Origin of the sequence: Microcoleus sp. SVA1B4 (assembly GCF_036700545.1) — a bacterium.
Classification (GTDB): Bacteria; Cyanobacteriota; Cyanobacteriia; order Cyanobacteriales; family Microcoleaceae; genus Microcoleus.
On sequence record NZ_JAUBPB010000004.1, the window covers coordinates 76,210 to 97,322 of the forward strand.

General features: G+C 45.7%; 24 protein-coding genes and 1 pseudogene. 12 read left to right on the forward strand and 13 right to left on the reverse strand.

Going from position 1 to position 21,113, the window contains the following annotated elements; all coding sequences use genetic code 11:
• Positions 1-183: 183 nt before the first annotated feature.
• Together rpsG and rpsL are read right to left on the reverse strand one after the other, a co-directional pair.
• Complete coding sequence (rpsG, locus tag QT987_RS03330) at positions 184-654, reverse strand: 30S ribosomal protein S7 (RefSeq protein WP_006632196.1); 471 nt, start codon at positions 652-654, stop codon at positions 184-186.
• A 145-nt stretch (positions 655-799) separates the two neighbouring features.
• The gene (gene rpsL, locus QT987_RS03335) at positions 800-1,180 is read right to left on the reverse strand and encodes a 30S ribosomal protein S12 (RefSeq protein ID WP_006632197.1); all 381 of its coding nucleotides are present in this window, start codon (positions 1,178-1,180) and stop codon (positions 800-802) included.
• Between the two features lie 236 nt (positions 1,181-1,416).
• Here rpsL and QT987_RS03340 point away from each other — a divergent pair, with 236 nt between their 5' ends.
• From QT987_RS03340 to QT987_RS03350, 3 genes are all read left to right on the forward strand, one after another.
• A complete protein-coding gene (locus tag QT987_RS03340) occupies positions 1,417-1,566 on the forward strand; it encodes a hypothetical protein (RefSeq protein WP_333237234.1) in 150 nt (49 codons plus the stop codon).
• Between the two features lie 69 nt (positions 1,567-1,635).
• Positions 1,636-1,839, forward strand: a complete 204-nt coding sequence (locus QT987_RS03345) for a hypothetical protein (protein WP_333058222.1) — start codon at positions 1,636-1,638, stop codon at positions 1,837-1,839.
• Between the two features lie 219 nt (positions 1,840-2,058).
• Entirely contained in the window at positions 2,059-2,913 is an 855-nt protein-coding gene (locus QT987_RS03350) for an Npun_R2479 family HD domain-containing metalloprotein (protein ID WP_333237236.1), read from the forward strand.
• A 132-nt stretch (positions 2,914-3,045) separates the two neighbouring features.
• Here the strand turns inward: QT987_RS03350 and QT987_RS03355 are convergent, their stop codons facing one another.
• From QT987_RS03355 to QT987_RS03390, 8 genes and pseudogenes are all read right to left on the reverse strand, one after another.
• Entirely contained in the window at positions 3,046-3,561 is a 516-nt protein-coding gene (locus tag QT987_RS03355) for a transcriptional repressor (protein ID WP_333237238.1), read from the reverse strand.
• 469 nt (positions 3,562-4,030) lie between these two features.
• Positions 4,031-4,512, reverse strand: a pseudogene (locus tag QT987_RS03360) (hypothetical protein).
• Positions 4,513-5,219: 707 nt separating this feature from the next.
• Positions 5,220-5,957 (reverse strand): response regulator transcription factor, encoded by a 738-nt coding sequence (locus QT987_RS03365; RefSeq protein WP_333237403.1) that lies wholly within the window; start codon positions 5,955-5,957, stop codon positions 5,220-5,222.
• A 965-nt stretch (positions 5,958-6,922) separates the two neighbouring features.
• The gene (locus QT987_RS03370; RefSeq protein ID WP_333237240.1) at positions 6,923-7,867 is read right to left on the reverse strand and encodes an FTR1 family protein; all 945 of its coding nucleotides are present in this window, start codon (positions 7,865-7,867) and stop codon (positions 6,923-6,925) included.
• Between the two features lie 110 nt (positions 7,868-7,977).
• Positions 7,978-8,412 (reverse strand): ferritin-like domain-containing protein, encoded by a 435-nt coding sequence (locus QT987_RS03375; protein ID WP_333034807.1) that lies wholly within the window; start codon positions 8,410-8,412, stop codon positions 7,978-7,980.
• A gap of 116 nt (positions 8,413-8,528) precedes the next feature.
• Positions 8,529-8,714: a hypothetical protein gene (locus tag QT987_RS03380; protein WP_333237242.1), complete on the reverse strand. Its 186-nt coding sequence runs from the start codon at positions 8,712-8,714 to the stop codon at positions 8,529-8,531.
• Positions 8,715-8,869: 155 nt separating this feature from the next.
• Positions 8,870-8,995, reverse strand: coding sequence for a hypothetical protein (locus tag QT987_RS03385; RefSeq protein ID WP_333237244.1), 126 nt, complete (start codon positions 8,993-8,995; stop codon positions 8,870-8,872).
• Positions 8,996-9,741: 746 nt separating this feature from the next.
• Complete coding sequence (locus tag QT987_RS03390; RefSeq protein WP_333237246.1) at positions 9,742-9,873, reverse strand: hypothetical protein; 132 nt, start codon at positions 9,871-9,873, stop codon at positions 9,742-9,744.
• A gap of 2 nt (positions 9,874-9,875) precedes the next feature.
• Between QT987_RS03390 and QT987_RS03395 the strand changes: the two genes are divergently transcribed.
• The 3 genes from QT987_RS03395 (at position 9,876) to QT987_RS03405 (ending at position 12,324) form a co-directional block, all read left to right on the forward strand.
• Positions 9,876-10,805: an energy-coupling factor ABC transporter permease gene (locus QT987_RS03395; protein ID WP_333237248.1), complete on the forward strand. Its 930-nt coding sequence runs from the start codon at positions 9,876-9,878 to the stop codon at positions 10,803-10,805.
• On the forward strand, positions 10,798-11,454 hold the full coding sequence (locus tag QT987_RS03400; RefSeq protein ID WP_333237250.1) for an energy-coupling factor transporter transmembrane protein EcfT: 657 nt from the start codon (positions 10,798-10,800) through the stop codon (positions 11,452-11,454). The genes QT987_RS03395 and QT987_RS03400 overlap by 8 nt, the downstream gene beginning before the upstream one ends.
• A gap of 135 nt (positions 11,455-11,589) precedes the next feature.
• Complete coding sequence (locus QT987_RS03405) at positions 11,590-12,324, forward strand: ABC transporter ATP-binding protein (RefSeq protein WP_333237252.1); 735 nt, start codon at positions 11,590-11,592, stop codon at positions 12,322-12,324.
• Positions 12,325-12,421: 97 nt separating this feature from the next.
• Here the strand turns inward: QT987_RS03405 and QT987_RS03410 are convergent, their stop codons facing one another.
• Positions 12,422-13,426: an ion transporter gene (locus QT987_RS03410; RefSeq protein WP_333237254.1), complete on the reverse strand. Its 1,005-nt coding sequence runs from the start codon at positions 13,424-13,426 to the stop codon at positions 12,422-12,424.
• 244 nt (positions 13,427-13,670) lie between these two features.
• Here QT987_RS03410 and QT987_RS03415 point away from each other — a divergent pair, with 244 nt between their 5' ends.
• Both QT987_RS03415 and QT987_RS03420 read left to right on the forward strand, forming a co-directional pair.
• Complete coding sequence (locus tag QT987_RS03415) at positions 13,671-14,678, forward strand: 2-hydroxyacid dehydrogenase (protein WP_333237256.1); 1,008 nt, start codon at positions 13,671-13,673, stop codon at positions 14,676-14,678.
• 196 nt (positions 14,679-14,874) lie between these two features.
• Positions 14,875-15,312, forward strand: a complete 438-nt coding sequence (locus QT987_RS03420; RefSeq protein WP_333237259.1) for a CAAD domain-containing protein — start codon at positions 14,875-14,877, stop codon at positions 15,310-15,312.
• A gap of 187 nt (positions 15,313-15,499) precedes the next feature.
• Here the strand turns inward: QT987_RS03420 and aroA are convergent, their stop codons facing one another.
• Complete coding sequence (gene aroA, locus QT987_RS03425) at positions 15,500-16,855, reverse strand: 3-phosphoshikimate 1-carboxyvinyltransferase (protein ID WP_333237261.1); 1,356 nt, start codon at positions 16,853-16,855, stop codon at positions 15,500-15,502.
• 427 nt (positions 16,856-17,282) lie between these two features.
• On the opposite strand from aroA, the gene QT987_RS03430 reads away from it, so the two are divergent.
• Positions 17,283-17,786 (forward strand): hypothetical protein, encoded by a 504-nt coding sequence (locus tag QT987_RS03430; RefSeq protein ID WP_333237263.1) that lies wholly within the window; start codon positions 17,283-17,285, stop codon positions 17,784-17,786.
• 118 nt (positions 17,787-17,904) lie between these two features.
• On the opposite strand, the gene QT987_RS03435 is transcribed toward QT987_RS03430, so the two are convergent.
• Positions 17,905-18,384 carry a hypothetical protein gene (locus QT987_RS03435; protein WP_333053342.1) on the reverse strand — a complete coding sequence of 160 codons (480 nt, stop codon included), beginning with the start codon at positions 18,382-18,384 and terminating at the stop codon, positions 17,905-17,907.
• A 280-nt stretch (positions 18,385-18,664) separates the two neighbouring features.
• Between QT987_RS03435 and QT987_RS03440 the strand changes: the two genes are divergently transcribed.
• From QT987_RS03440 to QT987_RS03450, 3 genes are all read left to right on the forward strand, one after another.
• On the forward strand, positions 18,665-19,342 hold the full coding sequence (locus tag QT987_RS03440; protein WP_333237265.1) for a hypothetical protein: 678 nt from the start codon (positions 18,665-18,667) through the stop codon (positions 19,340-19,342).
• 406 nt (positions 19,343-19,748) lie between these two features.
• The gene (locus tag QT987_RS03445) at positions 19,749-20,048 is read left to right on the forward strand and encodes a putative quinol monooxygenase (RefSeq protein ID WP_333237267.1); all 300 of its coding nucleotides are present in this window, start codon (positions 19,749-19,751) and stop codon (positions 20,046-20,048) included.
• A 172-nt stretch (positions 20,049-20,220) separates the two neighbouring features.
• Complete coding sequence (locus tag QT987_RS03450; RefSeq protein ID WP_333237269.1) at positions 20,221-21,030, forward strand: MOSC domain-containing protein; 810 nt, start codon at positions 20,221-20,223, stop codon at positions 21,028-21,030.
• Positions 21,031-21,113: the final 83 nt, after the last annotated feature.

Below are 21,113 nucleotides of genomic sequence, written 5' to 3' on the forward strand. Positions count from 1 at the left end.
TTCAGAGAGTGCATGAATTTTGAGTGCATGAATTTTGATTTTGAGAGTTTTGAGTTTGCTTCACCAATCGCAACTGCGCCAAGAGAAGCAATCTCAACACTCAAAACTTATTACACTTTCCAATTTCTCACCCGATGCTTTTATACCGCACGATCGCGCTCTTCTCCATGCCAGTTGTTGCAGTTAGTAGCGGTAGTGAGCAAAAGCCTTGTTAGCTTCAGCCATCCTGTGAGTTTCTTCGCGCTTGCGAATAGCACTCCCTGTTTCGTTAGCTGCATCCATCAGTTCGTTGGCTAGCTTGGCTGCCATCGAGCGGCCGGTGCGGGCGCGGGCAAATCTGATCAGCCAGCGGAGGGCGAGGGTGGTACCGCGATCGGAACGCACTTCCATTGGCACTTGGTAGGTGGCGCCACCTACCCGGCGGGCTTTGACTTCGACCAGGGGTGTCGCGTTTTTGACTGCTTTTTCAAACAAGTCTAACGGTTCAGCCCCTGTGCGTTCTTGGATGGTTTTGAGGGCGTCGTAGACGATGCTGGAGGCAACGGATTTTTTGCCGTGCTGCATGATCCGTCTCACCATCATGCTTACCAACCGGCTGTTGTAGGTTGGATCTGGTGGAACTGGACGTTTTTGAATAACTGTGCGGCGAGACATAGTTCTATTTGGGATTTTTGATTTTGAATGATTGAGTTTGGGGTTTTGGGATCACATTTCGATTTATGACGATCGAGCGTGCAATTGAGCGGCGCGATCAGATCTATTTTTGCTTCCCAACCCCGACGATCGGGCGAGTTCCGTGTTATTTTTTCTCTTTAGGACGCTTGGCCCCGTATTTGGAACGACCCTGCTTGCGGTCTTTCACCCCAGCGGTGTCTAATGTACCCCGAATGATGTGGTATCTAACTCCTGGCAAATCTTTTACCCGACCGCCTCGGATCATTACTACCGAGTGTTCTTGCAAGTTGTGACCGATCCCTGGGATGTAGGCGGTGACTTCAAAACCAGAGGTCAGCCGTACCCGAGCCACCTTCCGCAGCGCCGAGTTGGGTTTTTTCGGGGTGGTCGTGTACACTCTGGTGCAAACTCCGCGGCGCTGCGGGCAACTCTTGAGAGCTGGCGATTTGGTTTTTTTCTGCGTTTGTTCCCGTGCTGAACGGATGAGTTGCTGAATAGTGGGCATGAGTTACGGCATTTCTAGCTTTTTGCTGAATATAGTGATTTGGCTGTATCCGCACTGAAAGTCCCTTCCCCTCTGGGGGGACGGGATGAATGAAAATAATTATGGGTAAGTGAGGATACCAGACTCTGTATTGTACACGACGCGTGTTTCTTTGGCAAGAAATTTGCGCGACCCGCGCTCAAACTTCCTTCCTTGCTGCAAGTTGGGAGGGGGCGAGCGCAACGGGAGAATGGTATGTGACATCCTATAATTTAGGCGCAACTATGATGATTGTCACAGCCGTCAGCAAAATTTATGACGATCGCAAAAGCGCGATATTGCGATCGAATTACCATTGTGAGGAGAGGCGCATTAACTCCAGCCTGGGATCGCATCACAGTCTATAGCCGATCTACATCACATAAAGTTATCTAAAATTACCGGACAATAAGAAATATACATTGAGTTGACAGCAGATGACAACCAAAGCTTATATTCCTGAATATACAATTTCCGAACTTTACTTGAACATTTGGAAATCCGGTAAGATCGATCGCACTGTGTTCCAGCAAATTCAATACGCAATTAATTCTCACAGTTTAAAAAGTTCAGAGGATCGAAAAATTGTTAGCAGGCTGCTGTATGCAGTACGGCGGGGATGGGTGTCAGTGATGGACTGAGTTGCTTCGGAGTTTTGAGTCAGGGCGCGAGATTGCTTCGTAAGTCCCCGGGCGTAGCTGCGTCAATGAGTTTTGAGATTGCTACCCACTTGCCATCCACAGATCACAACACACACGGGGTGCAGGAGTTGTGAGCTAAAATCTCATCCATAAAATTTAGAGGACTCCCAAATAGATCCACCCCTGTGGAAAGGCAATATTAAGGTAAAAGGATAGGGTATGTTTAATTCTACAGAACTTCTGATCGAGGCTTTCATCGAACAACTTCAGAACGGTTACAGCCGCACTTACGGAGGCTACAAATCAGACTATGCTGACATTATTGCCTGGGTGGGGGCAATGGCGTTAGAAAACATCGCCAACAGCGACGCTCTTTATCACAATGTAGAACACGCCATTTGCATTAGCTTAGTCGGTCAAGAAATCTTGCGGGGAAAACACATTCGCAAGGGCGGAGTTTCCTGCGAAGATTGGCTGCACTTCATCATTTCTTTGCTGTGCCAAGACATCGGATATGTCAAAGGAGTTTGCCGGCAAGACCAAGAATCAGAAGGATTGTATGCTACAGGAAAAGATGGCATGAGAATTGCACTTACTCCCGGTGCAACGGCGGCCAGCCTAGCTCCTTACCGAGTTGACCGAGCTAAATTGTTTATTGACGAGCGCTTCGGCAACCACAAGCTAATTAATGCTGAGATAATTAAGCAGAACATAGAACAGACTCGTTTCTCGGTGCTTGACGGCAACACTGACGAGGATGCAGTTAATTACTCTAGTTTAGTTCGCGGTGCTGACTTGATAGGTCAGCTCAGCAACCCGCAATATTTGCAGAAAATTGGCGCGCTCTTTTACGAGTTGGAAGAAAGCGGTGCTACTAAACTTTTGGGCTATCGACATCCGGGCGACTTGCTGCAAAGCTACTCTAAGTTTTACTGGAGCGGGATTTATCCTCACATCAGTGAATCTCTCGGTTACTTGCAGTTGACGCAGGAAGGCAAACAGATTGTTGCTAGTTTGTACGCTAACATATTTCGGATGGAACACCAACGTTGCGATTCTTCTGAGGTTGCTTAATTGCAAAAGTGAATTCAGCAGTCAGCCGTCTGTTGTCAGTTGTCATTGGTTATTTTTAGGTGCTAATAACTAACAGCTCATAACGAATAAAAAAGCACAAATTACCAATTACGGAAGTGTATTGCATCCAAATCAACTAATTTCTTCCTCCATTTCTGAATGATATCTGGGACACAACCAATTGCTGGGTACCAAAGAAGGCCATCCCTCCCGTAGCGCTTCCAAACAAACCGCACGCACAGTTAATTGACAGTCAAGCAGTTCTACCCCAGCTTTTTCAACTTGCTTTTTGCCAATTTTTAAAATCGATTCATCGCTAAATTCAAAGGTTTTGTGACACTGAATGCAAACCAGATGGTGGTGGTGGTGCAATTCGGGAAAATTCAGTTCGTAATGTTTGTGTCCTTCTGCTAATTCTAGTTCACGCAAAATTCCTATCCTGGCTAATAAATGCAGCGTTCGGTAGACAGTAGACAAGCCTATTCGTTCTCCTTTATTCTGCAATGTCTTGTATAATTCTTCCGCACTTAAATGATTGCCTTGCGGTAGATTTTGAAAGACACTCAAAATAGTTTCTCGCTGGGGAGTCAGGCGGCAGCCTTTTTGGTTGAGTTCGACTTTGAGTGAGTTAGCACTGTATAAATTCATGTCGGAAAAAATAAAATAGTTGAACGAGGATTGTCATGGATTATCTGTTATTTATTCGTGCTATTTTTTAGAGGCTCCTCAAGTATATTTTCCGTGATAATCCATATAAATCTAGACTCCCCCTTTAGTCCAGGGTAATCTGCTAGCCACCTATCCCCTTTGCTAAAAGTGGAACTGAAAAAGTTGTTTTCGGTATTTCTGCGTAATTTTTGTGAAGTTTATAGCAATGTTGCGGATAAGCATTGATAAAACAAGTCTTAGGTTCAAAGTCAGTCAGTGCAACCGCATCTTCAGTACAAGCAACGCACGGGCGCACTGTAAATGTGAGGCGGTAGTCGTTAGTAAAAAAATCCCAATAACAAGGAATTGGATACAAGCCCTTGATTTGATGCACTCCTTCTGGCAATGTTACGGACAGACTCTACAAAAATAATCAAAGTGGCAATACATAACTATTAGAAAAAGACAGTCATAAACCACCAAAATACATAGCTTTGGCCACCAACAAGAAGGTAGCGACACCCAGCAAAACTAGGCGGATGCCCAAGATGGTGGTCATTTTGTCTGCGTCTTTCCATGTGTAGCCAAAGAAAAAAGTTCTTGCTTCGAGGGTGGCTGGCCCTTTGAGGGAGTAAAAGATGCCGCCGAAGCCGAGAAAGAGGTGAATCGCCCTAACGGGGAAGTACGGATAGTATCGACAATTTTGCCTCCCGCACCCCCGCCCAAGCCGAGTCTGGCTAGGTTTGGCAACAACATTAAGCCTTGTTCGTACATGGGCAATTCTGGGTTAAAGCGGAAAAGCTCCAATAGGGTATAGGCTCCCGCCCAGAAGACGATGAGGCCGGCATGGGCGACGTGGGTACCGAGCAAACGGCCCGAAAGGTTGATTAAGCGGGCGTTGCCGACCCACCAGGGAAATGATTTTCCTTCGGCTGGGAAGGATTTTGCCATGCTGGTCACGGCGATTTACCTCTTGAGAAAGATGTCAGTGGAGTTTTAAGCGATCGCAGGTTATTGATATAGATAATCAACAATTTTAGTATTTTAGTCAAGGGGTATTTGAGAAAAATTTTCACTGATTTGAGTTCTGGTATGTAAATCAGTAGGAAAAAACATCGTTTTATCACGATTATGACTGTTTTTGGCGCTTGATCGGAGTTGGGCCTCTCGTTAGCAAAAATAGCAGCTAAAAGAATACCTCTAAATTTATTGATAAATAATATTATTAAAGAGTATTATGGCTAGAGTATTGTTTAAGTAGCTATCGAATCCTCTCGAAAAAGACAAGGTGGAAAAAGAAATCCGGTACTTTCCTATGGACAAGCTTCTCTAAAAGTACGGTTAGAGGCAGGGCGGTTTCATTCTCACGAAAATCGCGATTTTGTAGGGGTAGTGCTACCCCTACTCCCCGTGCCTACCCCCCACAGACGATTTCACAGTTTCAGACATGGGGGCAGCCACGGGGGGCAGCCCCTACAAGAGAATGAAACCGCCCTGCGGTTAGAGGGGGGTGCAGGATTGTTTTTTTCCAAATCAAGAGAGTTAATGGCTACTTGTTGACATATTCACTCAAACTCCAAACAAGCAAGCCTGAGAGCAAATGCTCTCAGGCTTTTCTAGCGGGATTTTTAACTGCTTGTTGCATCTGGCGGGCTAGCTCAAGCAGAGGATTTGGTTTCTTCAGCTACTTGTTCGTTGTTGGGTAACTCCAGGCAATAACCAGCCCCGTATACGGTTTTGATGTACCGAGGATGGCGGGGATCTGGTTCCATCTTGGTTCTCAGGTGTCTGATGTGTACACGAATAGTTTCGATGTCGTCGTCGGGGTCGTAACCCCACACTTCTTTGAGAATTTCGCTGGGAGAGACTGTCTGACCGTGGCGCTGAAGCAAGCAGTGCAGCAACTCAAACTCTAGGTGGGTCAGTTTGACTGTGTGATCGTACCAAACAGCTTCAAACCTTTCGGGGACAAGGGTCAGCGGGCCGTAATTCAGGATTTCGGAGTGTTTGGCAGCTTGGGGGATGCGGTCTGTGCGCCTTAGTAGAGCTCGCACTCGGGCTAGCATCTCTTCTAGTTCAAATGGTTTGGTCAGGTAGTCGTCGGCGCCGGAGTTGAAGCCTTCTACTTTGTCTTGAGTTTGACTTAAGGCTGTCAACATCAAGACGGGAATGTCTGAGGTGCGCTCGTCACGCCGCAAACGCTGACATACGGTGAATCCGTCTACTCTAGGCAGCATGAGGTCTAGCATGATCAGGTCGGGGAGCAGTTGTATGGCTAGTGCCTGACCTTTGATGCCGTCTTCTGCCTGGGTGACTTCGTAGCCAGCCATTTCTAGGTTGACGGCTACGAGTTCGGCGATCGCCGCGTCATCATCAATAACAAGTATCCGAGGCATCATTATTTATCTCACCGCTAACCGAATGGCAGATCCTACAGCCTTCTGGGGGTTCCAGGTAACTTTAACGAACAATTTTTTAATTTTAAGCTTCATCATAAAAATGGGTAGAAACCCCGTGCTTTTAGCACGGCTTTACATTTAATTTGAATCCCCTCGCGGGGTGGAGGGGTATGGTTGCCCCTCCCGTGAGGTATGGTTGCCTCAAACTCCCATTTCTGGGGTAAAGTTAGCTTCGCTAATGTTTAGTGAGCTTGTTAAGCTAGCAACACTGTCTCAGTGACCTTAAGACTGTTTAGTTGCAAGCGATAGAGCGGAAAACTAGCTTCGCATTCTCCGGTATCGTGACCCAAAAAACGTAGTCAGTAAAGACTTAAGCTGGTCAGGATGGCTTGTTAGATTTCTCTTTCAAGCCTCATGCCTTTAGGCTGAGGTTCCTGACTAAGGATTATAAGGTTGATTAAGAACTTTCGGGACTCTGTAAATATTCTTGTACTAATTATAAGCCCTAAGAGCGCTTATCAGAAAACTGTTGGGCAAAAATCTTGCTGGGGGCAGATTTGGGGTCGGCAAGAACCGCCTTAACTTTTGCAGGGTGCGCTTGGGGCTTCACACGATCGCCCTACCGGTAGTCGGCGTTTTGCATAACCCTGTTAACCGTTAACTGTAATTTTTTTAAGTTAGTTAATTTTGCTTATAAAATTTTTGTGTTTTTTGAGAGGGTAGGGCTTGCTTTTTTCGGGTATTGACCGTATTATTAAATAATAATAATATGAGTATTTATAAAATAAATAAACGATATTGCCATTATTAAATGATATCATATAAAAGTCAAATAATCAATCCCGCAACCTGACAATTTTTGGTCAAATTTTTGCCTGTGGGGCTAATTTTTTTCTCGCCCTGGCATCAGCAAAACAACCGATAACAACCGCTTGCATACATACCTACTGAGGGCGAGTTTGCTATCCTTCTGGCTGACTATTTTTGTTGGGAACAGTCGCCTTAGAGCCTAGTTTTTGGAAATAAAGACCGCCGATGGTGGCTAAGAATATTGTGTAAGCGGCTGCTTGGACGAGATAAAGTCGATCTCTGTATCCAAATAGTGCTTTGAGAACGACTCCCGGAAATTCCCGATCGGGCAAAATTTCCGCTGCATTCCACACCATCGGCCCTAAAATACAAGAGTGGAGTGGTGCGAGGCGATCGTAATAAACACAAATCGCTGCATACTTGCTATTCATCTGCGACAAAATCCCAGCGGCTTGGTCAAAATGCTTGAGTGCAGATACTGCCAAACCTGCCACGATTAACAACAACAAAATCCCCATAAACTTGAAAAACAGGCGGATATCAATTTTGACACCCCACTTGAACAGTAGCGCGCCAATGATTGCCGCCCCAGTCAAACCGCCCAAAGCACCTAAAGCGGGACTCAAACCTTGTTGAAATTGAGCGCTGACAAATATAACTGTTTCAAAACCTTCGCGTAGTACCGCAATAAAAATTAAGCCAAATACGCCCCAGCCGGCATTGCTATTTTCTGTCAAAGCGGCTGTAACTGCTCCTTCAACTTCAGCTTTGAGAAACCGCGCTTGCTGAGTCATCCAAATTAGCATCCAGCTTAGCATTGCGATCGCCACAATTCCCAATACGCCCTCTAATAGCTGTTTAATGACTGGTGCGTAAGGCTGCTGGGATGTTGATAGTGCTGCGAGCAATCCATTGAATAAAACACCCACCAAACCGCTAGCACCAATGCCGGCTGCGACACCTGCATAAACCCAAGAATTGAGGTGACTTTGCTCGGCTTTTTTGAGGCAAGCTAGTACAATTCCGACGACTAAGGCGGCTTCTACGCCTTCGCGCAGGGTAATTACAAAAGTTGGTATTGCTTCACTAAAATTCATTTTTTATAATTATGGGGCATGGTCATGGGGCATGGGTCATTGGTCATTGGTCATTGGAAATAACCAATAACCAATAACCCATAACCAATCACAATTAACTAATGATTAAATCAACTATAATCCCGGAGCATTTTTTTCAGTTCTACTTGGTGTAATTCTTCTTGCCCAATTAGATTTCGGGCATATTCTTCCAAATAAACGCTGGAGTTGGTCACGACTTCAAGTAAAGACTTATACTTTTTGAGGGCTTTTTTCTCGTGATTTAAACTTTCTTCTAACAAGTCTTTCACCGAGTGTTTGTAGGTTTCTTCGATGGGAGCAATTTTCTGACTGGGGTGTCCCTCTAAACCGGTGAGAATTTCTCCTGCTTGTTGGGCGTGGAGTAGAGATTCCGTTGCTTGTGCTTTAAAAAACTGCACGATGGGAATCCGGTTTGGCCCTGTCACCATTAGTGAATAGTGGGTATAGCGCACGACACCTGCAAGTTCCCATTCCATGATGGTGCATAGCAGTTCCTGGGTTTTTTTCTCGTCAAGTTCTTTCATTTGTTGTTTTAGAGGTAGAATGCCTTAGAGGGCGCTGTTTATAATAGCACATTTAAGTTAAAAAGGAAAAGTAAGGTGCTGATGGCGCGCCTTACCGGAGAGATGTTGTATGTGAGCTAGGGGTTAACTTCTAAGGTTCCTGTAGGATCAAACACTACAGTAAACTTAGCGACTGGTGCTGCATTGTTGCTGCTAGTTTCGGGAGATTTGAGGAGATTTGGCAAAGGAGTTTCTTTGGTGTAATCCTTGGCTGGTTGATTGAGGGGCTCGAAATTGCCGTAGCTTGCGGGGCGGAACGCCATCGCCCCATCTTGACTTGTACTGACTCGATAGACTAGATTTTGATTGAATGTAGGGCTAGTTTGCCAACTTCCATCGATGCGATCGTACAGTTTCAGAGTTAACTCATCTAGTTTTACGCCGTAATTTCTGCTGTCTGATTTGTTCCATCTACCGCCTAAACTTTCTGCTGGGCTGCTGATACAGGTACAGCTTGGAGAGTATTATCTGTAGCCCTACTTGCCATAGCCGTTTCAGTAGACATATTAGTGAAAGGTACAACCTCTGGAGACTTGTCAGGCAAATTTTTGGGGTTGTCAACAGCTAAACTGGAATTATTTGCAGCCGGAAGCGGACTGTTACTCGCAATAGCTGGTTAGGCCACCCCTTAGCAACAGCATTAGCGGGATTTTGCCTCTCCATTGTCAAAGACTTGACATGAAAACCGCGAAACATTTATTTTTGGCTAACGCGCGGGAGCATCTCAATGAAAGCAGCAAAGCTAAAAATTGGAGTTTGGAGGCAGGAGGCAGGAGGCAGGAGGCAGGAGGGAAGAGGAAGAAGGAAGGAGCCAGAAGAAGTGTTTTTACAAATATGAGATGTTCCCTAACGCGCCACATTGCGATGGGAAAAGTCAATCGATTTTAGATTTTAGATTTTAGATTTTAGATTAAAGCATTGACTTGCGCGAGATAAATACGTTCGGCAAGTTTCATCGGATACAGGTTTTTTATTTCTGGGTCCTGATTCTGCTTTCGGAATGAATCCGGGGCTTGTATCCTGGATGCTTGATTGTCAAAAATTTAATGTAAGCTCTTCTCAAGAGTGGGAATAAAACCAATTAGGGATTTTCAGTTTTTTCTTGATATTTTTTTTAAATTCTTGCTTGAGCTTGATGGTAAATACATTTGGCAGTTGAATCTGTAAACAAACATTGATAATTCTTATCAAAAAGCTTGAATGTGCGGGTGGTCGGTTATCCGAATAATTCTTCAGGATTATTTAATGTAAAATTTCTCATCCTCGAAATTCTGCCCATGAGGCGCTAATCTATATCCCATAAGCGATCGCCCGCCGCAACTCCCCCGATCGCTCGATCGCAGAAATACCCCCACAGGGGATAGTAAATTTTTGTAAAAAATAGTTGACTAAAGGGCTGGAACTTCTCTCGTTTGGATACATCAATGCACATACCTGATGGTTTTCTTTCACCGCCAGTAGCCATTGCCACCGGCATAGCAAGCGCAGCAGCAATCGCAGTTGCCCTAAATCGAACCCGCGCCAGTCTGGGACTCCGACAAGCCCCAATCATGGGCTTAACCACAGCTTTCGTGTTTGCAGCCCAGATGATCAACTTTCCCGTAGCCGGCGGCACCAGCGGCCACTTGTTGGGAGGGGCGCTCGCATCCGTCGTTTTGGGGAGCCCTTGGGCGGCAACTTTAGCGATGAGCACAGTTTTTATAATTCAAAGCGTCTTGTTTGCCGACGGGGGCATCACCGCCTTGGGAGCTAATATTTTTAACATGGGGCTAGTTGGCATTTGGGTGGGCTGGTGGCTGTTGCAGCCATTGCAGCAACTTTTGGGAGGTTCTAGAAATCGTTTGCCCCTAGCTGCGGGTATTGCCGCTGGCCTCAGCGTCGTGGCTGCTTCGATTAGTGTGGCGATCCAATTGGCAATTTCTGGTACTGTAGGACTCAATATCGCATTGCCAGCAATGGTAGGGGTACATATTTTAATTGGGATTGGCGAAGGGATAATTACAGGCGGCGTGTTAACTTATCTCGTCAAAGTGCGGCCGGATTTACTGCCGGGAGAACAGCCACAATTGCAGAAATGGATAGTGCCAGTAATCGGAGTTTTATTAATTTCCGGGGTGCTTTCACTATTTGCTTCAAGTTGGCCTGACGGGTTAGAAGCGGTAGCCGAAAAATACGGCTTTAAAGATAAAGAAGCTGTGGCGATCGAAAATCCCACTCCTTTAGCAGATTACACAGTTAAAGGATTAGAAGAACAGCCTATTGGTACTAGCATTGCTGGACTTTTAGGGTCTGCCTTCAGCTTCGGCGCGGCTTTTGGGATTGCTCAGTTGGTGGTAAAACCTAAAGATGTCTAAACTCTCCATACCTTTTCGATTGCGAGTGTCTCTCACAATTGTGATTGGCATGGGTTTTCTGAAGACAGGCGCTTGGCTGTGGCTGGGAATTTATGGGGCGATCGCACTTTTTTGGTCGTTTTGGCTCAGGGCTCCGGTGCGAACCCTAGCGCAACTGTTGGGAGCAGAATTGATTTTTCTGTCCTTATTAGTGCTGCCCCAAGGTTGGGAACGCGCCAGTTTTTTGTTGCTGCGTTCCCTAATTTGCCTGCTAATTATGAACAGTTTTCTGCTAACTTTGCCACCCCACAGTTTCGGAATCGCCCTCAAAGGATTACCCCTACCAGCAGGTTTGCAAGAAATTGTACTTTTAACAGGACAATACTTAGAAATCCTGCTGTCCGAAGTCAACCGCATGAAAATATCAGCCCAACTCCGGGGCTTGTCGGGTACCGGAGGATGGCTGCGCTACGCCAGTGCTTCCATGATCGGAGCGCTTTATTTGCGAAGTCTCGATCGGGCAGAAAGAGTACACGCAGCAATGCTAATTCGCGGGTATCAAGGAGCTTTACCTGCCGAATCAAAATCAACACCAAAAGAGCGACTCTGGCTGACAGTAGCAATTGTAATGGCAGCCGGATTAACAATAGCTTCTTATGGTAAGTGGTAATTTAGAAGGGGCAATTGGTAATTGGTAATTGATTAATTCATGCCTCTACCTTTTGCCTTCTCCCTTCCCCTCTCTGCGCCCTCTGTGCTCTCTGCGGTTAAATACTCTTAATCCTAAAATCGAGGCAAATAAAACTTGAGTAGACTAAAATCTGTGCCAACAATCGAAGTAGAAAACTTAGTATTTGGCTATCCCGATCAAAAGCCAATATTGCGGGGAATTTCTTTTAGTTTGCAACCAGGAGAAAGAGTTGCTCTACTCGGCCTGACAGGTGCTGGTAAAAGCACTTTGCTCGAAAACTTGATCGGATTAAAAATCCCTCAAGCGGGCGAGATTAGAGTGCAGGGAAAAAAGTTGGAAGAGGCGACGTTATCCCAGGCGCGCAGGCAGATTGGATTTTGCTTTCAAGATGCTAACGACCAGCTATTTATGCCCACTATTTTAGAGGATGTCATGTTCGGGCCGCGCAATTACGGAGTGCCGCCGGGAGTTGCGCGCGATCGAGCTTTAGCCCTATTAGACGAATTTGGTTTAGTAGAATTTGCCAACCGTTCGGCCCACGAACTTTCGGGAGGTCAAAGAAGATTAGCAGCCTTGGCAGCAATTTTAGCATTAGAGCCGGCAATTTTAATCTTAGACGAGCCGACCAACGGACTAGATCCCTCGTGGCGGCGTCACTTGGCTAAGGTTTTGTCCCAATTGCCGATCGAGGTAATTTTGATCGCTTCTCACAATTTGAATTGGATCGGAAAAACGACTCAAAGGGCTTTAGTTTTGGCGGATGGTGAGATAAAAATTGACAGAAAAACCCAAGATTTGCTGGCAGACAAATCAACTCTCGAATATTACAATTTGCCACCAGATTGGTAATTAACTATTGACTATTACTCATAACATAAAGCAATCATTACTAATTACAAGCGATGGTAACGATGGGGTAGCAATAACAGGCAATGTATATCTGTAATTACAGGTCGAATTTGCGGACGGCTTCATTGTACAGGTGAATAGCTAAATCGCAAATAATTTGTTCATTTTGAAAATCACTTCCTAACTTCTGTTTCGCCGTTTGAACACACATTTTCATCAAGTCTGATGAACTTTCGATGTGAAGTGCGATCGCCCTTTGCTTTTCTTGAAAACTAGCATCGATTTCGGCCACCATTTTGACCGATTGACAATTCGCAAATTCCTCTAAATTTTCAGCCTTTTTTTCCTGCTTTCTCTTTTGTAGTTCCTCGGAAAAACCCCCAGCAATTATCCCCGCAGGTAATGCAAAAATTCCGATTCCCAAAAATGCTAACATGGCTCCTAACAATTTCCCTAAAGGAGTGATTGGATAAATATCGCCGTAACCAACAGTAGTTAATGTCACAACTCCCCACCACATTGCATCGGGGATGCTGCCAAAAGCTTCGGGATGTGCCTCGGATTCAACAAAATACATGATGCTAGAGGCAAATATTAACAGAATAAAAACTGCAAATGCAGTGGCAATCAACTCCTCTTTTTTAGCGTACAATACTGTTCCAAGAGTTCTGACTGACTCTGAATAACGGCTCATTTTCAGCAATCGCAACAAGCGCAGAACACGAATTAAGTTAACGAAGTTTAAACTAGGAAATAACAGCAAGAAGTAAAAAGGTAAGATCGAAATTAAATCTATCAAACTTAGCGGTGTAAGAGCATATCTCAATCTTCCCCAAAGCGGGTGGCTGTATTTGCGATCGACTGTAGACACCCACAGCCTTAAAATATATTCTATTGTAAATACTAAGGAGGAAACAATTTCGATGTTTACCAAAAGCGATGTGTGTTCTGGCGACAATGTGGGGGAAGTAGAAGCAATAAAAGCTGCGACGTTGATCAGAATTAAACAAGTTATGAAAACATCATCGGCTAAACTGTATAAATTGCTTGCTTCTGAGGTTTCTAAAATTTCATAAATTATAGTTTTGATTTTTTTACGCATTTGAGTTGGTCCTAAAAATTTAGCAATTAACGATCGCGCTTTACTACAGTCTAAGCAATTAGATTCAAAAAATTAAGCAGGAGTTGCCCTAAAGCTAAAAAATTGTGTTCTTCAGAGAGGCTCTTGTTACGAAATTCAATATTTCTCATGGAAAGTGGGTTGTTTGGGGCAACGGTATTCTAGTAAAATTTAGAGTTGATCTGGAAAAAATTTCCAACTATTACTGGGTTTGCAGGCAAAAATCATGAAGGTAGCCGTATTCAGCACCAAATCCTACGATCGCACATTTCTGGAAGCAGCGAATGTCGGCGGCAAACACGATTTAGTTTTTTTTGAACCGCGTCTGAACCTGGAAACCAGCGTTTTGGCTGCTGGATTTCCGGCCGTTTGCGCGTTCGTGAACGACTCCTTGGACGCGAAAACGCTGCTTAGCATTGCCGAAAAAGGCGTCCGCTTGCTGGCCCTGAGATCCGCCGGATTTAATCACGTCGATTTAGCAGCAGCGAAGGATTTAAATCTAACTCTCCTCCGAGTTCCGGCTTATTCTCCCTACGCCGTCGCGGAACACGCAGTCGCTCTGATTTTGTCCCTCAACCGCAAAATCCACCGGGCCTACAACCGCGTCCGCGAAGGCAATTTCGCCCTAGATGGCTTGTTGGGTTTTGACCTTCATGGCAAAACGGTGGGAATCGTCGGAACAGGCAGAATTGGCGCAATTACTGCCCAAATTTTGCACGGATTCGGGTGTCGCCTGTTGGGATACGATGTTTACCAAAACCCAGATTGCCTCGCCCTAGGCATGGAATACGTCGCACTCCCGGAACTGTTCGCCGCCTCTGATATTGTCAGCCTCCACTGTCCCCTGATACCGGAAACTTACCATTTAATCGGTGCAGAGGCGATCGAGCAAATGAAACCAGGGATGATGCTGATCAATACCAGCCGCGGTCAGTTGATTGACACTAAAGCTGTTACCAAAGGGCTCAAGTCGGGTAAAATTGGCTACCTCGGCTTAGATGTGTACGAACAAGAGACGGATCTGTTTTTTGAGGATTTGTCAAATCAGGTCATTCAAGACGACGTTTTTCAGCGCTTGCTGACTTTTCCTAACGTCCTGATTACCGGACACCAAGCTTTTTTCACCGAGGAAGCTTTGAAAAATATCGCCGAAACCACGATCGGCAATATCACCGACTTTGAACAAGGACGCCCTTGCCCGAATCAAATCGACCTCGCTCAAGTGAAAAAATGAGTCAAAAGACCGATTTGGCAGCGAAGGCAATTGTTTAAAATCAAGTCATATCGTTATTTTTGCTTGCAATTTGTGAAACTCTGCCTTAGTCTCATCAATTAGTCCCTGCAGCGCGGATGCTGTGCTAATTGCCGGACAATTATACTGGCAGCAATTCACAGCCTGCAATTTTACCTGACAACGGAGGAAGTATTCAATGACACAAGCTAACTTTTCGGACGAGACACAAACCATCACTGAAGTCGTGACAGTAGATCTGGTTGAGGACAAACCGGGGGTCATGGCTACAGTGACCACCACAGAAACAACGGCCAGCCAGTTCCAAGATATTAAAGACCAAGTTATTACAATTTTGTCGGAACTTCCAGCCTATCTCTCCAATTTTTTTGCTGACTACCAAAAGCCCCTCATAACTGTTGGTTTAATTCTGGCAGGCGGTATTAGTATTAAGGTAATGCTGGGAGTTTTAGGTGCTCTTAATGATGTCCCTTTGGTAGCTCCTGTTTTTGAGTTGATTGGCATGGGATATACGGGTTGGTTTGTTTACCGGTATCTGCTCAAGGCTTCTAATCGCCAAGAGTTGTTAACGGAAATTGATTCTTTAAAAGAACAAGTTGTAGGTAAAGATTCTTAAACGAAGGAAGAAGGAAGAAGGAAGAGGGAAGAGGGAAGTTCGGCAACGGATTCGCTCGACGGATGTAACGGATGTAAAGGATAGAAGGAAGAAGGAAGAAGGAAGAATGAGGATTTTTCCCGCTCTCCCCTCTCCAAATCTCGGACTCCTCCCTCTCCCCCTCTCCCACTATCCCACTATCCCGCTCTCAATTTGGATGGCAAACTTGTTGCAAAGTGGCGGTAAAGTCTGGGTAGGAAATGGCAGCAGCTTCTGCCCGGTGAATGTTAGTAATACCTGTGGCGTTGAGGGCTGCGATCGCCAAACTCATCGCTATTCGGTGGTCAGTGTAGCTGTCAACATCCGCGCCGGTCAAAGGAGTTCCCCCGGTAATTTCTAAACCGTCGGGTAACTCGGAAATTTGGGCTCCCATGCGGTTGAGTTCGGCAGCAGTCACGGCCAGTCGATCGCTCTCTTTGACCCGCAACTCGGCCGCATCTCGAATTATTGTAGTACCCGATGCAAAGACGGCCGCTACTGCCAAAATCGGGATTTCGTCAATCAGTCGGGGAATTAAGTCGCCAGCAATGGTGCATCCCCGCAATTGGCCGGAACTACGAACCAAAATATCCGCTACCGGTTCCCCAGCCGCCTCTCGCTGATTTTGCAGTTCAATATCGGCCCCCATCATTTCCAAAGCTTCCAAAATGCCTGTACGAGTTGGGTTGACGCCGACATTTTCGACTACGAGCTCGGAACCCGGGACGATCGCCCCAGCTACTAGCCAAAATGCCGCCGAACTAATATCCCCCGGTACAATCACATTCTGCCCTCGCAGTTGTGTCGGCCCAGTGACTGTCACGCTACAAGTTTCTGGATCGACGCTCAATTGGGCTCCAAACGCTCGCAGCATCCGCTCGCTGTGATCCCGCGACAGAGCGGGTTCTGTGACTGTAGTTTCTCCGCTTGCCATCAAACCGGCGAGCAAAATGCAAGATTTAACTTGAGCCGAGGCGATCGGAGAATGGTAGTGAATCGGTTTTAACTGCTGTCCTAGTATCCCTAAAGGAGCTAAAGAATTACTTTTTCGGCCCCAAATTTGCGCTCCCATTTGTTGTAGCGGTTTAATGACGCGCGACATGGGGCGCGATCGCAGAGAACTGTCACCCGTTACCGCATAAAAACGCCCCGGATGAGAGGCTAAAATTCCCAACATCAGCCGCATCGTCGTGCCGGAATTACCCGCATCCAAGACTTCCACAGGCTCCTCTAACTCGCCAATTCCGACGCCCGTGACTGTCACCCGTTCCGCGTTGAGTTCAGAAACTTTGGCTCCCAAGAGCGAGAAACATTTAGCCGTGCTGCGGGGGTCTTCTCCTAGGAGCAGTCCCTCAATAGTAGTTTCACCTTGGGCGATCGCACCCAACATCAAAGCTCGGTGAGAAATCGACTTATCGCCGGGAACTCGAATCCTCCCGACCAGCGACAAGCCCGATGCCGGTTTTTGAATGCTTAAAGTTTGGCTTTTGTCAAGAAGCGTAGTAGTTATAATGTCAGCTTGCATTGAGATAAACTAGGATTGGATGGCGTTAGCTATCCTACCTTTTTCCCAGTCCTAAGTCAGTCGTCTTTTGTACGGCCTGCGGGTTTTTTCCCAATGTGTCCGGTTAACTTAAAAGCTGATTAAACTCGCCCGGAGACTCCGCTGTCAGTTCTTGATGACACAGGAGTGCGGACGCAACGGCACGGATTTTACATTAATTTCACAAATATTATCCGTGTATCTGCTTAGATTTCATCTCCAGCTCTGAGTTATCGACCAGATGATTGAATTGTGACTAAACAATTTTAGATTTTCGATTGCGAGTTGTAGATTTTTCATTTTGTTAAGCAAAAGCTCCGGAATTTGGAACCCAGCCAATCTAAAATCTAAAGTCTAAAATCTCAAATCTCAAACTGCCCGATCCACCACAACTCCTAAACTTTTATTTATGCTGACCCATCACCGCAAGCCTGTAAGTTTATCGCTCGTCTCCACAGATTTACCTTTGTGGTCAGTCGTTGAAACCGCTGCTACGCTTTATCAAAAAGACCGCGAGCGCTTTCACTTGTTGTTGCATGAACCAGCAATAATCGATCGCGAATTTTCCGACGGTTCCAACGAATCTGCCGAGCAAGTTACAATCTTACCCCCAACTACAAAACCCCGGTTGCTCTGGCTAGAAGTTTCGCCCTATCGAGTCATTATGACCATGCAAGGAAACGGCAAATACAGTTACCGCCACTGCTGGGAACGAGGAATGTACGGCCTGAGCCGTTATTGGCTTCAGGGCGAATCGCTGGCGACTCCCGAACAGTTGCGACTCCGCAACTTCACTCGCAACTTGACGCTGACAGGAAAGCCGGAACCGGATCACTTGCAGTTAGAATACGAGTTGTGGTCGGAGAAAGTGCAACTCGGTCGCTATATTTTGAATCTAGAAATTCATCACTAAATTGGGTAATTGCAAAGCGGTAGATAGTAGGTGAAGGCGACGCATTCCTCAAATTCCTTCACCCCCCGTGGGTTGTTGGGGTTCGCGTGGCCATCTCAAAATTCAAAACTCTTAGCCTTTAGCGATCGCCCTTACAATAATTAATCAGTTTGCTAGTCAAAGCGTCTTGATTTGCGGCTGCTTGATTCGCCTGTTGGCCGGCTCTAATAATATCTGCTTGAGCTGTTTGGATTTGCTCTCGACCTTCTATACTTGTAGAAGCGAGATTTCCAGCCTGAAGGCTTTTGCTTATGTCGCCGAGTGCTTGACTAATTTCCTGGAAGGATTTAACCGATGGCTCCTGAATTTCTTTGAGGGTTGGATCTGTTATTCGCAGAGCTTGAAGTTCATTCGCTATCAGGTTCAAATTTTTAGCTAAATTGTCGGTAGTTGCAGCATCGTTGCTGTCTTTATCAACATCAATGAGAGCGTTGCCTTTGTTGACAATTTCAGTAAATTTAGTACACTGGACAGTTCGACTCTCGCTGCAACTAATCGTCAGCGTACAGCAAGCAACAACTATCAGCAGGATGGCAATCTGTTTGCGAAAAAAGTACATGAACCCTCGGTTGCAAAAAAAGTAGATTCTGGGATTTTGTCGTAGAGTGCGTCACTCGATTTTCGATTTTCGATTTTCGATTTTCGATTTACTTGCGACATTGAATCAAAGGAGCTGGAACTTTGGTCTAAAATTAGGGATTGTCCACAAGGCGAGTGAACGCGGCACAGTATCCGTTTTTGGGTGTGTCAGCGGGCCGATCGATATATCGACTGTCGAACAACTTTCGCGGCATTCAGACACGCTCTACTAAGCTAAACTACGTACCTGTTTAGGAACTATGGTCAAAAACAGCAATAACCTAAAGAAGGGAAGCATTTGGGGATATCTTACCCTGCTTTTGCCTATTTCCTTGACGGCGGTTGCCAGTTTCGAGTCGGGAAGGATGTTTTGGGCGATCGCCACCACAGCGGGCATTGCTTGGGCTTACAAGCTCTACCACCAGCAGCAAAAACACAAACTCGCTCATTTAGACTCGGTTTTCTATAAGTTGATCAAGGAAAATCAAGGGCGAGTTACGGCTTTGGATTTGGCGATGAATGCGAAACTCCCCGGAGAAAAGGTTCAAGAGTATCTCGACGAACGAGCCTCTGAGTTTGCCGCAGATTTTGAAGTGACGGAACAAGGCGGAATTTTGTATTATTTTCAAATAGCTCCAACTGTCAATCAAAGCGAAACAGCTAATGCGGCAATAGCTGTTCAAGAGCCTCCCACAAATCGGGAAAAAACACAAGAGAAAAAACCAAATTTATTCCCCATTGCTCAAACCAAGACTCCTCAAAAGCCCAAAATCTCTTTTACCCAGACGGAACTATCCCGCAGGTTCAAAGTTCACGCAAGTACGATCGGCAAGTGGAAACTTAAGCCGGAGTTTGCTCAGTGGAGTCGCGAAAAAGACCCGGAGGATCTCGCCTGGGAATATTCTACAGAAAACAAGCGATTTTATCCCAAAGATTGAGTGCCTCCGGTATTTGCCAAAATATCTCTATAAACCCGGTTTATACGACGCTCTGCGGTTGGTAACGAATAATTTGGCAACAAACCTGGTTTCTGAGAATTGAGCGCGTCCTGGGCTGATTTTACTGCGATTGACCGAAAGCATCCAGGATACCCGCCACGTGATTCATTCCGAAAGCAGACTCAGAACCCAGAAATAAAAAACCTGTATCCGATGAAACTTGCCGAACGTATTTATCTCGCGCAAGTCAATGCTGCAATTCTTTAATCTAAAATCTAAAATCTAAAATCTAAAATCGATTGACCGCTCGATCTCTTTAGGTTATTTTAAGTAAAATCGTGTTTTGCTGAGTTTGCCAAGTAAAAATCGGTAAGTTCGATCGTCCTATCTGTGACTTTTTTCTCCTATGTCCCAACCAACCTTGCGAGTAGTTGCCCGCCTCGCTGCCTTTCCCGACAAAGTAGCAGAACTTAAATCTCTGCTGCTGAGCATTATAGAACCAACTCGCCGAGAAAAAGGCTGCATCAAATACGAACTCCTGCAAAATCAAGCCGATCCCACAGATTTTACGTTTGTTGAAGAGTGGGAAAGTGCAGATTTGCTCGAACTACATCTCGGTTCAACTCACATTCAAGACGCCGTGCAGAAATTAGACGGTTTGGCCGTTGGGCCTCCAGATATCCGCCGCTATGAATTGCTAGCTTAATCAGGTTTTGATCGCAATTTGATTAAGGTTTATAAAATAGCTTTTACCCCCTACAAAAAAGGGGCGGGCACGGGGGCACCGCCCCTACAAAAGGGGCGGGCACGGGGGCACCGCCCTACAAAAAGGGGGGGATAAGAGTGAGATTTAAAAGTGTAGTAAATTCCTAAAATTTATGATATCTGCAACAATAAAACAGTTATTTATTTATCCAATTAAAGGGCTGACACCGCAAGAAATGTCCGAGTTTGCTTTAACAGCAGGACATGGAATTAAGGGCGATCGAGCTTTTGCCTTAATGTTTGCAGATAATCTGGAAGCTGCAAAGATGCCTGCTGACAATGTGCCTTGGATGAGCAAAAAAAATTTTGCTGTCCAAAACGATTGGCCTCTGTTAGCAGCTTTAGAATGCGATTATCAACCGGAAACGACCGTTTTAACAGTCAAACGTCAAGGAGTTGAAGTGTTATCTGCAGAAACGAACACAGCAGCGGGGCGCGATCGCATCGGCACTTTTTTCACAGAATATCTGGCGGCAATTGAACCCACAAAAGAAGCGAGACACCCGCAGTTTGCACCTTTGCACTTAGTCGGCGACAGCAGCGGCGAAACTCGTTATCCCGATCGAGAACCCGTACACATTTCTTTACTCAGTCAAGCCACATTAGACCAATTAACAGAAATCGCTGTTCAAAACATTGACGTGGGCCGCTTTCGCCCGAACATTGTGCTAGAAGGTATGGCAGCTTGGTCTGAATTTGAGTTGATCGGAAAACAGTTTCAATTAGGCACGGCGCTCATAGAAGTTACAGCACGAATCGGTCGCTGTGTCAATATAGAAGTGAATCCACAAACGGGCGATCGGGATATTTCCCTACTCACTTTACTCCAAAAGGAATTCGGTCACGCACAAACTGGAGTTTTAGCCAAAATTATCAACAGCGGCACAGTTAAAATCGGCGATGTTTTGACTGCTGTAAAATAGTAGGACTTACGGGCGGGCAGGATGCCCAACCCCTACTCCCCACAAGAAAACTCATTCTTTGTGGAACAGGCATCTTGCCTGTT

Bases quoted from the DNA above. Each gene is read 5' to 3' on its own strand.
- QT987_RS03375 (WP_333034807.1), bottom strand. From the start codon at position 8,412: ATGAAAGAACTTGACGAGAAAAAAACCCAGGAACTGCTATGCACCATC.
- QT987_RS03355 (WP_333237238.1), bottom strand. From the start codon at position 3,561: ATGAATTTATACAGTGCTAACTCACTCAAAGTCGAACTCAACCAAAAA.
- QT987_RS03420 (WP_333237259.1), top strand. From the start codon at position 14,875: ATGACACAAGCTAACTTTTCGGACGAGACACAAACCATCACTGAAGTC.
- QT987_RS03365 (WP_333237403.1), bottom strand. From the start codon at position 5,957: ATGCCTCGGATACTTGTTATTGATGATGACGCGGCGATCGCCGAACTC.
- QT987_RS03390 (WP_333237246.1), bottom strand. From the start codon at position 9,873: ATGTATCCAAACGAGAGAAGTTCCAGCCCTTTAGTCAACTATTTTTTA.
- QT987_RS03445 (WP_333237267.1), top strand. From the start codon at position 19,749: ATGTCCCAACCAACCTTGCGAGTAGTTGCCCGCCTCGCTGCCTTTCCC.
- aroA (WP_333237261.1), bottom strand. From the start codon at position 16,855: ATGCAAGCTGACATTATAACTACTACGCTTCTTGACAAAAGCCAAACT.
- QT987_RS03415 (WP_333237256.1), top strand. From the start codon at position 13,671: ATGAAGGTAGCCGTATTCAGCACCAAATCCTACGATCGCACATTTCTG.
- QT987_RS03395 (WP_333237248.1), top strand. From the start codon at position 9,876: ATGCACATACCTGATGGTTTTCTTTCACCGCCAGTAGCCATTGCCACC.
- QT987_RS03350 (WP_333237236.1), top strand. From the start codon at position 2,059: ATGTTTAATTCTACAGAACTTCTGATCGAGGCTTTCATCGAACAACTT.
- QT987_RS03450 (WP_333237269.1), top strand. From the start codon at position 20,221: ATGATATCTGCAACAATAAAACAGTTATTTATTTATCCAATTAAAGGG.
- rpsL (WP_006632197.1), bottom strand. From the start codon at position 1,180: ATGCCCACTATTCAGCAACTCATCCGTTCAGCACGGGAACAAACGCAG.
- QT987_RS03410 (WP_333237254.1), bottom strand. From the start codon at position 13,426: ATGCGTAAAAAAATCAAAACTATAATTTATGAAATTTTAGAAACCTCA.
- rpsG (WP_006632196.1), bottom strand. From the start codon at position 654: ATGTCTCGCCGCACAGTTATTCAAAAACGTCCAGTTCCACCAGATCCA.
- QT987_RS03370 (WP_333237240.1), bottom strand. From the start codon at position 7,867: ATGAATTTTAGTGAAGCAATACCAACTTTTGTAATTACCCTGCGCGAA.
- QT987_RS03400 (WP_333237250.1), top strand. From the start codon at position 10,798: ATGTCTAAACTCTCCATACCTTTTCGATTGCGAGTGTCTCTCACAATT.
- QT987_RS03345 (WP_333058222.1), top strand. From the start codon at position 1,636: ATGACAACCAAAGCTTATATTCCTGAATATACAATTTCCGAACTTTAC.
- QT987_RS03430 (WP_333237263.1), top strand. From the start codon at position 17,283: ATGCTGACCCATCACCGCAAGCCTGTAAGTTTATCGCTCGTCTCCACA.
- QT987_RS03380 (WP_333237242.1), bottom strand. From the start codon at position 8,714: ATGGCGTTCCGCCCCGCAAGCTACGGCAATTTCGAGCCCCTCAATCAA.
- QT987_RS03440 (WP_333237265.1), top strand. From the start codon at position 18,665: ATGGTCAAAAACAGCAATAACCTAAAGAAGGGAAGCATTTGGGGATAT.
- QT987_RS03435 (WP_333053342.1), bottom strand. From the start codon at position 18,384: ATGTACTTTTTTCGCAAACAGATTGCCATCCTGCTGATAGTTGTTGCT.